General features: G+C 63.7%; 11 protein-coding genes. 4 read left to right on the forward strand and 7 right to left on the reverse strand.

Features of this window, described 5'->3' with window-relative positions; all coding sequences use genetic code 11:
• The 4 genes from RXV90_RS25155 to RXV90_RS25170 all read right to left on the reverse strand — a co-directional run.
• Positions 1–2,042: Ig-like domain-containing protein (locus RXV90_RS25155; RefSeq protein WP_316653071.1), on the reverse strand; the 2,042-nt coding region annotated here is incomplete at its 3' end.
• Positions 2,043–2,237: 195 nt separating this feature from the next.
• On the reverse strand, positions 2,238–3,551 hold the full coding sequence (locus RXV90_RS25160) for an HlyD family type I secretion periplasmic adaptor subunit (protein WP_316653072.1): 1,314 nt from the start codon (positions 3,549–3,551) through the stop codon (positions 2,238–2,240).
• A complete protein-coding gene (locus RXV90_RS25165; protein ID WP_316653074.1) occupies positions 3,551–5,713 on the reverse strand; it encodes a type I secretion system permease/ATPase in 2,163 nt (720 codons plus the stop codon). The genes RXV90_RS25160 and RXV90_RS25165 overlap by 1 nt, the downstream gene beginning before the upstream one ends.
• Before the next feature lie 10 nt (positions 5,714–5,723).
• On the reverse strand, positions 5,724–7,133 hold the full coding sequence (locus RXV90_RS25170; RefSeq protein ID WP_316653076.1) for a TolC family protein: 1,410 nt from the start codon (positions 7,131–7,133) through the stop codon (positions 5,724–5,726).
• A gap of 284 nt (positions 7,134–7,417) precedes the next feature.
• Between RXV90_RS25170 and ltnD the strand changes: the two genes are divergently transcribed.
• From ltnD to RXV90_RS25190, 4 genes are read left to right on the forward strand one after another with little or no spacing between them, the layout of a single operon-like run.
• Positions 7,418–8,320: an L-threonate dehydrogenase gene (gene ltnD, locus RXV90_RS25175; RefSeq protein ID WP_316653079.1), complete on the forward strand. Its 903-nt coding sequence runs from the start codon at positions 7,418–7,420 to the stop codon at positions 8,318–8,320.
• Complete coding sequence (gene otnK / locus RXV90_RS25180; protein ID WP_316653081.1) at positions 8,320–9,558, forward strand: 3-oxo-tetronate kinase; 1,239 nt, start codon at positions 8,320–8,322, stop codon at positions 9,556–9,558. The genes ltnD and otnK overlap by 1 nt, the downstream gene beginning before the upstream one ends.
• Positions 9,555–10,196, forward strand: coding sequence for a 3-oxo-tetronate 4-phosphate decarboxylase (gene otnC / locus RXV90_RS25185; protein ID WP_316653083.1), 642 nt, complete (start codon positions 9,555–9,557; stop codon positions 10,194–10,196). The genes otnK and otnC overlap by 4 nt, the downstream gene beginning before the upstream one ends.
• Positions 10,197–10,198: 2 nt before the next feature.
• Complete coding sequence (locus RXV90_RS25190; protein ID WP_316653085.1) at positions 10,199–10,963, forward strand: hydroxypyruvate isomerase family protein; 765 nt, start codon at positions 10,199–10,201, stop codon at positions 10,961–10,963.
• 400 nt (positions 10,964–11,363) lie between these two features.
• Here the strand turns inward: RXV90_RS25190 and RXV90_RS25195 are convergent, their stop codons facing one another.
• The 3 genes from RXV90_RS25195 to RXV90_RS25205 form a co-directional block, all read right to left on the reverse strand.
• The gene (locus tag RXV90_RS25195; RefSeq protein WP_316653087.1) at positions 11,364–12,683 is read right to left on the reverse strand and encodes a mechanosensitive ion channel family protein; all 1,320 of its coding nucleotides are present in this window, start codon (positions 12,681–12,683) and stop codon (positions 11,364–11,366) included.
• Positions 12,684–12,706: 23 nt separating this feature from the next.
• Positions 12,707–13,915 carry a serine hydrolase gene (locus RXV90_RS25200; RefSeq protein ID WP_316653089.1) on the reverse strand — a complete coding sequence of 403 codons (1,209 nt, stop codon included), beginning with the start codon at positions 13,913–13,915 and terminating at the stop codon, positions 12,707–12,709.
• A gap of 112 nt (positions 13,916–14,027) precedes the next feature.
• A complete protein-coding gene (locus RXV90_RS25205) occupies positions 14,028–15,374 on the reverse strand; it encodes an alginate export family protein (protein WP_316653091.1) in 1,347 nt (448 codons plus the stop codon).
• Positions 15,375–15,808 lie beyond the last annotated feature (434 nt).

The raw sequence follows: 15,808 nt of genomic DNA on the forward strand, positions 1-15,808 counted from the left end.
TCTTGATCCTCGGGGATCTCGGTGACCGGGTTGGTCAGTTCGACCGTGGGCGCGACATCGACCGGATTGGAGACGGTAGTCAGGGTGATCGTACCTGTGGTCGTCAGCCCCCCGTCATCGGTCACGCTGTAGGTGAAGCTGTCCGTTCCGGTGAAATCCGGATCAGGCGTGTATTCGTAGGCGCCGGTCGCGGCATCCGTCAAAATAACCGTACCGCTTTCGGGCTGTGTGAGCACGGCGAAGGTCACCGTGTCTCCGTTCGGATCCGATCCCGGAAGGGTGGCCGTCGCCATTCCGTCGTCCACATCCACCTCGAGCCCCCCCCCCGGGGCTGTGGGCGGCGCATTCGGCGGCGGATCGTTCGAGGTCGGGGCGCTCACGACCGGGGGACTGGTGCCGGCATCGGTCACCGGTTCGGAGTCAGTGCCGCCGGTGCCGGTGCCTGAACCGCCGGACGATGTGGCCGTGGGCGAAGGGGGCGTCGTGTCGCCGAGCCCGCCCGCATCCGGCTCTCCGTCGAGCCCGCTGTCGGGCAAGGTGCCACCGGTCAGGGTGAAGCTGCTGTCGCCCACGTTCGAGTCGAACGAGGCGGTCTGGATCGTTGTGGGCGCGTCGAGGCTGCCCTGCTGATCGCCTGAAGGCTGGGTGGCGTCGCCCTCTTCGGGTGCGGTTTGCGTCGTTCCGCCATCGGGCGCCGCCGTGCCCGTGCCGCCATCTGTCCCGCCGGTTTCTGTGCCAGCCGTGCTTAAGACCGTGCCCGAAGCGGTGTCGCCACCGGTGGACTCGGTCGCCGCATCGGCGGTTGCTGCCCCGGTCGGTGCGGTGGGTTCGAGGGCCGCCTCGTCCTCGGTCTCGCCATCTTCCTCGGTCTCATCCGGTGCCGGCGCATCTTCGCCGCCTTCTTCCGTGCCCTCGGTCTCTTCGCCGTCCTGCGCGCCAGGGGCCGTCCCGCCATTTGGCGCCTCGCCACCCGGCGCGCCGCCGCCGCCATCACCCGGGGGCGCATCGCCCGGCTGGTCATCCCCCGTATTCGCCTGGCGCACCACGAAAGTGCCCCCGTTCTGAACCCGGGCCGTAGCCTGCTGATAGGCCCCGAGCGCCTGGGCGATCAGCGCCGTGTCACTCAGATCCTCCGCCGCCTCGCGCGGGATCTCGCGGGTGCCCCCCACTTCGGGCGACACGATCCACGAGGTGTCAGTCTCGGTCAGGGTCGCGATCAGGTTTCCGTTAAGGTCCCGCAACTCGATGACGCCCACGCCGCCGTCCGGGTCTTCGAGAAGCGACACCAGGACCTCCAGCACGCCGTCGGTGGCGATCATCTGGATCAGCCCGCTCGTCCCGCGGATCCCGAGGCTCGCTGTCGGCGTTTGAATGTCGATGCCGCCCGTTCGCGCCACCTGACCGGCGATGAAGACGAAGCCGCCTTCGATCAGGTTGAAGGTGGCGGAGTTGTCGGTGGCATTGGGATTGAACACCACCTGGTCGAGCGCCATGCGCGAACTCGGCGACATCGAAAAGATTGTGCCATCGACGAAGGTCAGCGACACGCGGGCGTCGATGCCGGTTTCGACCACGTCGTTCTGGAACAGAAGATCGCCTTCTGAAAGCGACTCGACGCTGCCGTCGAACCTCGTAACGCGGACGAGGCCGACGATCGTCTCGACCTGACCGATCGCCTCCAGCTCGACCACGGCGGGCACGACCGACGCATCATCCGCACCCCCCCCGGTGCCGCCGGTGTTGTTGTCGTGAAGAAAGGCCTCCCGCGTCTCCGTCCCGGCCCCGGCAAGACGTGAAACATTCGCGCCGTAAAGCACCGCGCCGTTCGGGGCGATCAGGTCGGGTGGCGCGGCCTCGTTGAAATAGCCCGCCACTCGGATCGTAGGCGCGCCCTCGAAGGATACGATCAGATCGGGGCCGTCCTGGGAAAACTCAGATCGGAACAGCGCCTCTGTGCCTGGAAGGGAAATCTGCCCGGGCTCTGCCAGAACGATCTGTTCCGAAGTACCATCTGCGCTCGCTGAAATATCGCTTTTGTACATAAATGTCCGACCCAAAATAGAAATAGACCCAGGCCATGCCACCGTCAGACAAGGTCAGGCTTCGGTTCATGTTATTGGCTCGAGGTGCCCCCAGAGCCCGATTACAGCCCGTAAGACGAAGAAAAACAAGGTATTTGTCGGCAAGAGCTTGCGGAAATCGTCACCACACTGTTTCCGGGGCCGGCCATTTCCGCCTCAACGCTCGCGCAAGGCCTCGTGCTGGGCGCGCACCACGGGCTGCACGAGGTACTCCAGCACGGTCTTTCGCCCGCTCTGGATGTCGATACTCGCGATCATGCCCGGTGAGATGCTGAGCGTCCCGTCTTCCCCCGAAAGGGTGTTCGTATCGGTCCTGAGCATGACCTGGAAATAGGGCTCGCCATCGGTTGTCTGAAGCGCATCCGCGCCGATCCGTTCGACGCGTGCGGGCAGGTCGCCATAGCGCAGGTAATCATAAGCGGTGATCTTGACGGAGGCGGCCGCGTCGACCCGCACGAAGGCCACGTCGCGGGGCCGCACCTCGGCCTCGATCAGAAGCGTGTCGTCCAGAGGCACGATTTCTGCCAACGCCATACCCGGCTGCACCACGCCGCCCACATTCGTTACGTGTACCCGGTTGATCGTGCCGCGCACCGGGGCACGAAGCGCGGTGCGCGACACCCGTGCGCGGGCGGCGCGCAGGCTTTCCTCGACGATCGCGAGATCGCCGATGACATCCGCCATCCGCTCCTGCGCGGTCAGGCTGTAGGATGCGCGGGCGGCCTCCATCTGTGTGCGGATCTCCTCGATCCCCGCCAGGATCCGGCCTTCCGACGCGCGCGACACCGTTAGATCGCCCTCAACCCGCGCCAGATCGCCCCGAAGCCGCAGGATCTCGATCTCGGAAAATGCGCCATCGCGGAACAGGCCTTCGGAAATCTCCACCTCCCGCCGCAGGGGCTGGGCCACGGCCTCGAGCCGCTCACGCGTGGCGATCAGTTCGGCCAGCTCCGCCTCCCGCTGCGACAGGACGTTGCGCAGGACGTTGAGTTCAAGCTCCAGCTGCGCTTTCCGGGATGCGAAGATCGCGGTTTCTGCAGCGACGACGCTGGCGTTAAGCGGCACACCCTCGGGGAAAGACAGGGCCTTCGCCTTCACAGCCTCGGCCTCAAGCCGCGCGCGTTCCGCGGTCAGCGCCTGAAACCGCTGTTCCAATTCCCCGAGGCTCGACTGAACCGAGGTGTCGTCGATCTGGAACATCACCTGTCCCGCCTCGACGACATCGCCCTCGGCAACGGCGATCACCGAAACGATGCCGCCTTCCGCCGTCTGCACCGATTGCACCTGGGAACTCGGCACCACGCGGCCAGTCGCACGCGTCACCTCTTCGATCTCGTAGATCGCGGCCCATCCGATGAATCCGGCGATCACGGCAATCGCGGCCACCAGAAGCATCCAGATCCCGCGCCCTGCATCCCGCCCGCCGGGGCGGTTCACGAATTCCTCGTCCACGCTGTTCATCGTAAACATCAGCCGTCCGCCCCGTCGTCCCTGGGGGCGGGCTGGCTCAGCCGCGCGATCACCTCTGCCTTTGGGCCGTCGATCACCTTGCGGCCCTTTTCGATCACGATGAACCGGGGCGCGATATCGGCCAGCGACATCCGGTGCGTCGACAGGATCATCCCCGTTCCCTCGCGCTGCAATTCCTGCAACCGCTCGATCACCAGCGCCTCGGTCTGGTGATCCATAGCGTTTGTCGGCTCATCGAGGAACAGGAACTTCGGACGCCGCAGAAGAACCCGCGCCAGCGCCAGCGCCTGCCGCTGCCCGCCCGAAAGACGCTCTCCTTTTTCGCCGGCAAAGAAGTTCAGTCCTTGGGGCAGACCGGCCACGAACCCGTCGATCCCGGCGATGTAAAGCGCCCGCATGATTTCATCGTCACTCGCAGATCCCGTGCCGATCAGAAGGTTCTCCCGCAACGTACCGGTGAACAGCACCGGGTCCTGCGGCAGGTATCCGATACCCTGCCGCAACTCGGCTGGCTCGAATTGCGCGATCTCGTGCCCGTCAATCAGGATGCTCCCGATTTCGGCGGAATAAAGCCCGTTGATCAGCTTGCCGAGCGTCGATTTCCCCGATCCGATCCTTCCCAGAAGGGCGGTGGTGCTTCCGGGTGCGAACTCTGCCGAAAACTCGGTCACCGCACTGACGGTCGTGCCGGGATATGTGAAGGTGACGTTCTGAAGCGTGACTTTGCCGTCCCGTACCCTCAGATCGCTGCGAAGCGTGTCGCGCCGCTCCACCTCGGTCTCGACGAAGCCGTCGATCGATCGCTTCGCTGACAGCGCCATATTAGCGCGAAACACGGTCTGTGCGATCCCTGCCAGCGGCGCCAGAACCCGGCCTGCCAGGATATTCGCGGCGATCAGCGCGCCCAGTGTCACGGTCCCGGCCGAGACGAGGAACACCCCCCAGACGATGATCCCCACACTCACCGCCTGCTGGATGAAGGCGGTGGCGGCAAAGGCGAAGGTCGACCAGTTGCGCATCCGCGCCGACACGCGGGAAGAGGCAGCGACGGCATTCTCCCACTCCCGCTGCATCACCGGCTCGGCCCCCACGCTTTTCACCGTCTCGAGCCCCGTCATGGCCTCGATCAGCACGACGTTCCGCTTCACGTTCATCTGCTGGGCCTGCTGCACCGATCGCCCGATCGGCACCTGGGCGAGGAAAGCGATGATCAGGATGATCGGAATGGCGATCGTCGGGACCCAGGCAAGGGGCCCGACGATCAGCGCCAGAACGCCCAGGAAAACCCCCACGAAAGCCAGGTCGATCAGCGAAACGAGCGTCGACGAGGTGAAGAAATCCCGCACGAACTCAAGATCGCGCAGGTTCGTGATTGCGGCGGCTGACCCGCCCTTGCGCGCTAGCAGACGCTGGCTCATCGCCTGACCGAAGAGGTGAGAGGCCATCGCAAGATCCGCCCGCCGGGACACCCGCTGAATGATCGCGCCCCGCAGAAGCCTGAGGATCAGATCCAGCGCCAGCGCCAGCGCCACCCCGATCGCCAGCGTCACGAGGGTCACGAAGGCGAGGTTCGGAATGACCCGGTCGAAGACATTCATGATGAAGATCGGCAGGGCAAGCCCGGCGAGGTTCACGCCAAGCGCGGCGACGACCACCTGCACCCACGCCCCCTTGTGCCGCGCAAGTTCGGACCAAAGCCAGTGGCCGCCCTCCGGCGACAGGCCGCGCGCCTCAGGGCTCAGCCGCGTCGAGGTCGCCGCCACCTTGGGCGCGGTCAGAAGAACGCGCGGCTCGAAGCCCCGCCTCAGCTCCGCAAAGCCCAACTCCTCCGCCTCGCCGGTTTCCGGGTCCAGCAAAGCGCCAATACGCTTTTTCTCGTCGATCCCCACAAGAATACGTGGGGCGCCGCCTTTGGTGAAAAGGATCGCTGGCAGGCTTCCGGGGTCGATCCGCATCGGCTGGCGTGCCAGAAGCCGCGATTTCAGGCCCACGGCGTCCAGCGCCCGCGCCAGCCCTTCCGCGCCACCCTCGGCATAGCCCGCGGGCAGGCGTTCGTTCAGGGCGGCTTCGGTGACGGGCAGGGCATGGTGGCGCGCCATCCAGGCGACAGCGGCGAAAACCGGGCTTCCCGATCTCACACTGCTGTCGCCGCCGCCATCCATCGGCAGTCGGCTACTGCAGATCCGGCGTCGAAATGTCGAAGCCTTTGCGCGGCTCGGCCTTCACCCGCGCCTCGTAATTCGGGATCAGCGCCCTATTGGCCGCGCTCAGCCCGAAATGGCGTGCTAGCGTGTTCTGTGCGGCGAGCACCCGGTAGGATTGAAAAGCCGTCGCGGCCTCGGCATTGATCAGTTGTACCTTGAGATTGAACAGGTCCCGCTCGGCATCCAGAACCTGAAGCAGCGGTCGCTTCGCCGCCTCGAAGTCCCGGCTATAGGCGGCGGCGATCTGGGTGCTATTCTCGACCGACCGGGTCAGAAGCCCGCGCCGCTCGGCCGAGGTGCGGTAGGTGTTCCACGACCGCCGCACGAAATCCCGCACTTCGCCTTCCATCTGCTTCTTACGGTAATGCGCTCGCATCACGAGGTCGTGGTTCCGCGCCGCCGTCGCCGCGCGCTTCTTGCCCTGATGAAGCGTCCAGTTCAGCCGCACCCCGGCGCGCAGTGTCTCCTCATGCCCCGACGACCCGTCCAGATCATGGCCCACCTCCGCCCCGGCGAAGAGCGAAACCTTGGGGCGCCATTCCGCATCGTCGATCTTGCCCTTGTAGGTCAGGGCTTCGATTTCCTTCTGCGCGACTTTCAGGCGAAAGCTGTTCGCCACAGCCGCCGCCTCGGCCGCCGCGACGGAGCGGGGCAGAACCCCATTCGACGTCAGCGACAGGGCGCCCCGCGGCGGGGTGCCCACGACGAACTGGAAGGAGGACAGGGCATTGCCAAGTGCCGCCTCGGCCTCCGCCTTTGCCAGCCGCGCCTCGAACACCTTGTCATCGGCGCTCAGAAGATCGGCCTCGGGCAGGCTTCCGCCCACCACCTGCTGTTCCACCTGGCCCCGGATCCTCTGGTGCACCCGGATGTTGCGATCTGCAAGCGCCACAACACGCCGGTGCCGCGCCACGTCGATATAGGCCTGCACGGCATTCAGCGCGAGCGTCTCGGTCTCGTCCGACAGCCGGATGATCTCGGCATCCAGAAGCGTGGCCTCCCGGTACACGGCATTGAGCGACCGCATCCCGTCGAGAAGCGGAAACTCGACGCCAAGGGAAAGCTGGCGCGCGAGTTTAAGGTCATCGTTATCCGCCAGCGAAAGCGAGCTGGGGTCGTCCACCGTCTCCGCCGCCGCCTCTCCGAACAGAGCGATGCTCGGGGCGCGCGCGCCTTGCGCGATGCCTACCTGGTTGCCCTGCGCCTCGATCGATGCGATCGCCGCTTTCCGCGCATTGTTGTTCAGAACCGCGCGCCGCACCGCTTCACTGATCGTTTCCGAAAACGCGGGCGGCGCCCAGGCCGCACAGGAAAACGCCGCGATCGCGACCGTCTTTACAATGATTACCTGCGCCCTGAAGGCGGCCTTCAAATGCATTCCTGTCCCCCTTCACAACTCCCGCCGGCGGTGGCGGCAGATGAGAACCCAAAGACACGCGCCCGAAAAACGAAGGGCGCGTTCGTGAAATTAACCATACAACCATCGGATGTCGCAAAGACTTTTTCGGTCGCGCGGCAGGCGACGGACTGTTTCCGGAATGGATGATGCGTTTTCGGAACAGGGGCATGCGCGGGTGATGTTTTCTTCATCGCGGGTGGGCAACGGCTCTCGAAACGTCCCGCGAAACGCCCTAATGCTGTGAGAAAGACAGGGAGAGTCACATGGGCGGATCGCACCGCACTGCCGTCATCGGTCTCGGCTCAATGGGCTACGGGATCGCGCAATCCTGCCTGCGCGCGGGCCACGAAACGCTGGGCCACGACATCGCACCAGCGCAGATGCAGCGCTTTCAGGGGGAAGGCGGATTGGTCGAACCCCTGTCGTCTGCCGCGCCGACGCTCGACGCCGTGGTTGTGGTGGTGCTGAACGCGTCCCAGACAGAAGACGTGCTCTTCGGCACCCAGGGCATCGCCCTGTCGCTTCGTCGCGGCGCCGCCGTCATCGCCTGCGCCACAGTGCCCCCGGCCTTTGCCCGCGAGATGGAAGCGCGCTGTCAGGCCCTCGGTCTCCAATACCTCGACGCCCCGATTTCCGGCGGTGCGGCCAAGGCGGCCCGGGGCGCGCTGTCCGTCATGGCCTCCGGTACGGCAGAGGCCTTCGCCGCGGCTCGCCCCGTTCTTGATGCCGCCGCGGAAACCGTCTTCGAACTGGGCGACAGTGCAGGCCCGGGTTCGGCGATGAAGGCGGTGAACCAGCTTCTCGCCGGCGTTCACATCGCCACCATGGCAGAGGCGCTGACCTTCGGCATGACGCAGGGCGTCAGCCCGGAAAAATTCGTCGACGTCATCAGCAAATGCGCCGGCACAAGCTGGATGCTCGAGAACCGCGCGCCGCACATCGTCTCGGGCGATTACACACCGTTAAGTCAGGTGAATATCTGGCCTAAAGATCTTGGAATCGTTCTCGATATCGCGCGCGAGGCCAAATTCAGCGCCCCCATTACCGCCGCCGCCCTGCAACAGTTCCTCGCCGCCGCTGGCATGGGCCTCGGACTGGAGGACGATGCCGCCGTCGCCAAGGTCTATGCCCGGAACGCCGGGCTCACCCTGCCGGGAGAAACCTGATGCGCCTGGGATGTATCGGTGACGATTTCACGGGGTCGAGCGACCTTGCCAACACACTGGCCAAAGGCGGCATGCGCACGGTGCAATACACCGGCGTGCCCGATACTCCCGCCGGCCCGGATGTCGATGCCGGCGTGGTCGCCCTCAAATCCCGGTCGATCGACCCGGCAGAGGCGGTTGCGCAATCCCTCGCGGCCCTCAACTGGCTGCGCGCCCAGGGCTGCACCCAGATCTTCTTCAAGTACTGCTCCACCTTCGATTCCACGCCCGAAGGCAATATCGGGCCGGTCGCCGATGCTTTGGCCGAGGCGCTTGATGCCCACAAGGTCATCGTCTGCCCGGCCTTCCCGGGAACAGGGCGCTCGATCTATCAGGGGCATCTCTTCGTCCACGACCGTCTCCTGAACGAGTCAGGCATGGAAAACCATCCGCTGACCCCGATGACGAATGCGGATATCCGCCGCTGGCTCGCCCCCCAGACCCGGCACAAGGTGGGCCATGTCCCGGCCGCTGCCGTCTTTGCCGGGGCCGCACAGATCGCAACGGCGCTTGAGGCTGAACATGCCGCCGGCAAGCGGCTCATCGTCGTCGACGCGATCCGTGACGCCGACCTCATGGAAATCGGCCGCGCCGCGCGCGATCTGCCGCTTATCACCGGCGGGTCGGGCGTCGCGCTCGGGCTGCCCGCGAATTTCGGCTGCACCTCCGGAACAGCGGCCTGGACGGGGCAGGGCGGCAAGGCCGTCGCGCTGTCGGGTTCCTGTTCGGCCCAGACCCGGGCGCAGGTCGCCCGTCACAGCGCCTGTTTCCCGGCCCGCGAAATCGCGGCGGCAGATGTGATCGAAGGCCGCCTCACCGCCGCCGAAATCGCGGGCTGGCTCATGGCGCAGGACGATCTACCACTCGTCTACAGCTCCGCCGAGCCCGGCGTCGTGGCGACCGTACAATCCCGCTTCGGGCGCGAAACCGCCTCGGCCGCGCTCGAGGCCTTCTTCGCCGAGGTCGCCCGCCTTGCCCGGAAGGCCGGGGCAGGGCGGATCATCACCGCGGGCGGCGAAACTTCGGGCGCGATCGTCGAAGGCCTCGCCCTCGACACGCTCGAAATCGGGCCCGAGATTGATCCGGGCGTTCCCGCCCTGCGCGCCGGCCCCGATCTCGTGGTCGCGCTCAAATCCGGCAATTTCGGCGGCGATGATTTCTTCGAGAAGGCCGACCGCGTCCTGGAGGGACGGGGATGAACGACAGCGCCCACAGGGAACAGATCTGCCTTCTTGCGAAGTCGCTCTTCGACCGGGGCCTGACCCATGGCAGCACCGGCAACATCTCCGCCCGAACCGGCGATGGCGGCCTCCTCGTTTCGCCCACGGGCACAAGCTTCGGCCGCCTCGATCCCGCCCGCCTCAGCCGGTTCGACGCAAATGGCACGCTGATCTCTGGCGATCCGCCGACGAAGGAAATGCCCCTCCACGCCGCCTTCTACGACACGCGCAGCACGGCGGGTGCCGTCGTCCACCTCCATTCCTGCCATTCCGTGGCCCTCTCGATGATGCCGGATGCCGACCCGGATGATTTCCTCCCCTCGCTCACACCCTACGCCATCATGAAACTCGGCCGCGTGAAGCTTCTGCCTTTCTTCCTGCCCGGGGATCCGGCCATGGGAACGGCGGTGCGCGGGCTCGCAGGCAAGCGCTCCGCCGTCATGCTCGCCCATCACGGGCCCGTGGTCGCGGGCAAGGATGTCGAAGCCGCATGCACCGCGATCGAAGAGCTTGAGGAAACCGCCCGCCTCGCGCTGATCCTTCGCGGCACGAACGCCCGTACGCTTTCGCCCGATCAGGTGCGTGCGGTCGTCGACCGCTTCGATGTGGAGTGGTAGGATTGAGCCGCTTTTCCGCCAATCTCGGCTTCCTCTTCACGGATCGCCCGCTCCCCGATGCGATCCGCGCCGCGAAAGCGGCATGTTTCGACGCGGTCGAATGCCACTGGCCCTATGACATCCCTGCCACCGACATCCGCGCAGCGCTGGAGGAAACGGGCCTGCCGATGCTCGGCCTCAACACGCGGCGGGGCGATGTGGCGGCGGGCGATGCCGGCCTCTCCGCCGTCCCGGGCCGCGAGGCAGAGGCACGCGCGGCCATCACCGAGGCGCTCGACTATGCCGAAGGCATTTCGGCAGAGGCCGTGCACGTCATGGCCGGCAACGCTGCGGGCAGCGCGGCCCACGCAACTTTCCTCGAAAACCTCTCCTTCGCGGCAAAAGCTGCGGCAGCGCGCGACATCACCCTCCTGATCGAGCCCCTGAACCGCCACGACGCCCCCCGGTACTTCCTCAGAACGACCGATCAGGCCGCGGCGATCATTGCCGAATTGGGGGCCCCGAACCTCAAGATCATGTTCGACTGCTACCATGTCGGCCGCACCGAGGGCGATCTCATCACCCGCCTGCACGACCTCCGCCCCCATATCGGGCACATCCAGTTCGCCTCCGTCCCCGACCGCGGCGCCCCCGATCACGGCGAACTCGACTATCCCACCATCTTCCGCGCGATCGACGAGATGGGATGGACGCGCCCTCTTGGCGCCGAATACCGCCCGGCTGCCGCGACGGAGGACAGCCTCGGCTGGCTCAGAACCCACCGCTGACGGCGCGGAAAAGCTTCGGTGGCTCCGGCTGCAGGGACCGCACCGAGGACCTGCTGACTGACACTCAAAAGAACGGTCTGGGGTACTGGCGCTTGCAGACGTCTTCCACGCGCCTGCAACGGGCAAAATGCTTATCCACGGCCATTCGCGAGCATCGCCGTGAAAAATTCTCGCCAGGTGTGAAACTATTTCTGCGCTCCTTTCGTGTCTTCGGCACCAGAAGCCGTCGCAAATGCAGCATGAATGCATCTGGTCTGACAGCCGCAGCTTAGAAGGAATAGCGGTCATTCGTGGCTGGTGCAGCGAGATTTCGGGCGCCGATGTCCGAGATGCGGACGAAACGGACCTTGGATAGCCTCAAAGGTGTCTTGTTCGGCATAGCTCTCACAGACAAAAGGCATCAATCGGTGCTTGTCCGGATGTGTACATCCTGTTGAGGGTACGGAATCGAAATTCCAGCCTCACCGAAGGCCTCTTTCATTCGATGCGTGAGATCCCAATAGACAGTCCAGTAATCCGACGTCTTCGTCCATGGGCGACAAACGAAATTGACGGAGCTGGCGCCCAATTCATGGACGCGAATAATCGGCTCCGGGTCTTTCAGTACGAGGGGATGCGCTTTCACAGTCTCCTCCATGACGCGCAACGCGTCCGGGATCGCATCCTCGTAGGATATCCCGAACACCAGGTCCACGCGCCGGGTCGCACTCGCGGTGACATTAGTGATGACGTTGCCCCACACGTTCTTGTTCGGGATGACAATCACTTGGTTGTCGGGCGTGGTCACAGTCGTTGCGACGATGCTGACGGACTGTACGGTGCCTCCAACTCCTCCAACGAGAACATAGTCACCTTCATCGAAGGGACGATTGATCATGATCATTAGTCCGCTGGCGAGGTTGCCGAGAGTATCCTGAAAAGCGAATGCGAGGATAAAGGAGGCCCCACCGATCATTGCGAAAAGTGGGGTGACGTTCACGCCAAGAGCCGCCAGCACGAAAAGCAGTCCAACCACTATAACCAGCCAGAAGACTGCTCCGACCAAAAACGCTTCCAAGAGCCTGGATATGTTTGGAACCCGGCCGATCCAGCGCCGTGCCAGCCCCTGCGCGGCGCGCGATACGAACAGAAGGGCCAAGAATGCCAGAATGGCGACCCCGATATCCTTTGCAATGGCCAACCCACCATCCCCACGGGTGAGCCATGTCAGAAAAGCGATAGCTATAGCCCTGGGGCTGGCGAGCATGGTTTCGTTGAACAGCACGGAATCCCTGTAAGCGCGCAGTTCTGATACAACTGCGGGATCGCCATCCTTGCTTTCAAGCGAGTCGACGATCGCCGAAAAACGTTCGAACAGGCCCGCGCGCTCCTCGACAAGACCCGCGAGCTGCTGAAAGGCCGCATCTTTTGCCGCCGAGGGGTCGTTCAACAGCTCGACCTGGCGTTGTGCAATCTCCTCGGTCTTCGATCGGACGATGCTTAGCCACGCTCTTGCAAGCGGATCGAGCTCGCCCTTAGTGAGAGGAATCACCCTTTGCGCCAGCTCCTCCATTGGGATACCGGGATTGATCAGTTCAGGCGCGAGTTTGACCTCCTCCGAAGCCGGCGCTTCATTCTGCGAAAGAGCAGGGCCGGCAATCAGACAGACAGCAATTAGCGCAAGGCCAAGTACCCATATGAAAGCTGCGCGAACGGTCCTGGCTCGCGCGCGCAGCTCCATGTTCTGCGGTGTCGGTGTAATCATCAATCTCGCGACATGAGGAACTCTGCCACAGCCTGATAGGCAGGCAGCGATGTGGGGTCGATGAACCCGTTCTGAGCGCGAGGATAGGAGGCGACCCTGACGAGAACCATCTCGGCGGTGGGGTCTACATAGATCGTCTGGCCATGCACGCCACGGGCCGCATAGGCGCCGTGATCGTTGTGAAACACCCACCACTGGCTCGTGTAGCTACCATTCGGGATTGTGGGAAAGCCGGCGAACTTGGACTGGTCACCGCCCGCCGCGATGGTCTCGACCACCTCGACCGGGAACAGGCGCTTACCATTGATCTCTCCGCCGTTCAGCATCAGCTGCCCCAGCCGCCCGAGATCGCGCAGACCTGCCGTTACGCCACCGCCCGCGAATGGCACGCCCTTGCCGTCGACAGTCTGGTACGCATCCTGTTCGGCTCCCATCTGACGCCAGAGGCGCTCGGACGCCAAATCAGTCACGGACTTGCCTGTGACACGGCTGATCATCCAACCCAGCATGTCGGAATTGATCGTCTTGTAGTGAAACGCGTCCCCGTGTTCGCCTTCGGGCTTCACCTGCTGCAGGTATTCCCAGTAGCCATCGGGCCCGTCATAGCCTTCAGGCTTCGGGAGCGGGCTGGCGGCGCGCGAGTAGACCCAAATATCGGCGTTGGGATCGGAGTAATTCTCCGAGTACTGCACACCGGTGGTCATATCCATGACCTCGCGCACGGTGGCTGTGGCAAAGGCACTGTCACCGATCTCGGGGATCACGTCACGCACGAGAAGCGTATCGTCCAGCACACCCTCGGCCACGAGGATCTCGCCGAGGAGGCCAGTGATCGATTTGGTCATCGACATGATCGCGTGTTTGCCGTCCTCTTCGAGACAGCCGAAGTAGCGCTCGTACACAACCTCGCCCTTGTGAAGAATCAGCATGCCATCGGTGTAATTGGCAAAGAGCGACTCTTCCCATGTCATCTCTGCATCGCCGTCGATGGGCATGAAGGTCAGTGCGTCGATCTCGCGAGCCAGATCGGCAAACTTGGACGGCGAGGGGTATGAGAGCGGCGTGGGCGCATCAACTCCCCGGCTGATTTCTTCCGTGGGAAGGAACTCCCGCAGGTGGCAGACCGACCAGCGCAGGCGTGGGAAGCTGAAGTACACGCTGTCGGGCTGCGTGATCAACTTGTCGGGCGGCGGGGGGAAGCCCTGCATCCAACCCATGACGCGGGGATCGGATTCCTGCGCTGACAAAGGCGCTGATTGCGCGTTTGCACCGCTTGATACGCCAAGAGCCATGACGACACCCGCGGCCAACGCGATGAGCTTAGAAGTTGAAGACGACATTCACGAACCCTCCAGTCCAATTTGGTGCGTTCCCGCCAACCACGTTGTCTATCCCCGCGCCCGGAAAGGACACGGACAAACCGGCCGTGAGAAAAGTGTTTCTGTTGATGATGCGGCTGTACTCGAGGAACAGATCATCGGCGAGGTGTTTGTCAGTGACACCCGAGACCACATTCCCGTTTACATCGACACGGGTTGCCTGGCCGAATTGGACAGGACTGTTCAACTCATTGGCCCGGATATGCGCGTAGCGCAGTGTCCATGTGTCTTGACGAGACGGCTGGACCCGGAGCGCCATCGTCAGCGCGTTCACGTTGGAATTGATGAAGGTCGACGCTGATTTCGAACCCGTGGCCCAGGCGCTGGGGCTGCCCTGGTAATAGAGCGGATCGAACCGCTCAAGCTGGGTCGTGTTCGGATCGTCACCTGAAAACGTCTGATACCCCAGCGTGAAGTTCGGCGACCATGGCAGATCTGCGAAAGTGTAGCCTGCGGTCACGCGTCCGGCCCAGGCTTCGAGGTCGATACGATCGTTCCACTGATAGGCAAACTCTCCAGAAAAGGCCCAATTCTCAAGCGCACCCTCAATGGGATTGGTCTTGGCATAGACGTTGAGGGTCTTCGTGCCATCCCTGGCGCCAGGTGTCACATTGGGAGGATTGCCGCTCCCGACAGGAGCTGCTTGTGGGTATGGGGAGTTGGAGTTCAAAACCTCGACAAAAGTTGCCCCGAGATAGCCGCCACGGGGATCGTCGTAGCGCAAGTCAAGACCGCCAAGCTCGTTGCCACCGTTGGTTGACGGCAACTCGTTCGGATCGAGAAAGAAGGCGGTTCCGGTTACGTTGCCGTATGAAAGGCGCCCGATCGCAGACCGCTCCCACGCCTTGCGAGGGCCGATTTTTAGCGCGCCGCGCTCAAAACCGCTGGTCGCCCCGTTCGCGATCAGCATGCCAGTGCCAAGCGTCAGCTCACGCGCGCCGATCGACACATCATAAGACCATTCGCCACCAAGATCGCCACGGATCCCGAGATATGCCTCCTCAAGGGTCACGGCACCGGTATCGCCCGTGTCGAACGCGTCGGTTCCCCAAGTATGGGAGGCTACCGCAGAAAGCTTGCCATATAGGACTGTCCCGGCATCCAGGGTCTTTTCGAAACTGAGACCAGGCTTGATGTAGCCTTCCAACCATTGAGTATCCGCGTCGAATCCATTGGTAGGCGCCGTTGCCGCGGCCAGATCCCAGAAAAGGTTATCCTCGGCGACTGCATTCAAGCCGAACTGGAGGTGGCCGCGCACCTTGAGGCCGTTCGCGTCGTGAAAGAGCATAGGATCGCTGTCTTGCGCCGCAGCCGAAGCCGACCAGGCCAAAAGTAGGATCGATGCGCCTGCGCAGCTCACGGAAATACATTTCTGCTTAGCGGGTAGGTGGGAGCATCGAGTAGCAATCCCTGACATCTGCCGCTCAGCCCTCAACGCAGAGTCTTGGATTTTCATCAAATCGCTCAAGAAAATTAGATTCCCGATAAACGTAGCCGTGACTGCTTGCTTGGCAACCCGGCTCATAGGCTTCGGTCAATATCCCTTACTTCACGACCGTCGAACCAGAGGCGAACTAGCTCCAGCGCCTACTGGTGGATCCGCTGGCTGGTTCAGGAAAGGTAAAGTACTTCTTAGTGGCGGCTCCGGGCTGATTGTGTTGAAGAAGTCGGGTTGAGAGCCGCGAACAGATCGCGATAGCGCGTAACTGGGCCTGTCGCTCA

The sequence above is a fragment of the Ovoidimarina sediminis genome (assembly GCF_032586175.1).
GTDB lineage: Bacteria > Pseudomonadota > Alphaproteobacteria > Rhodobacterales > Rhodobacteraceae > Ovoidimarina > Ovoidimarina sediminis.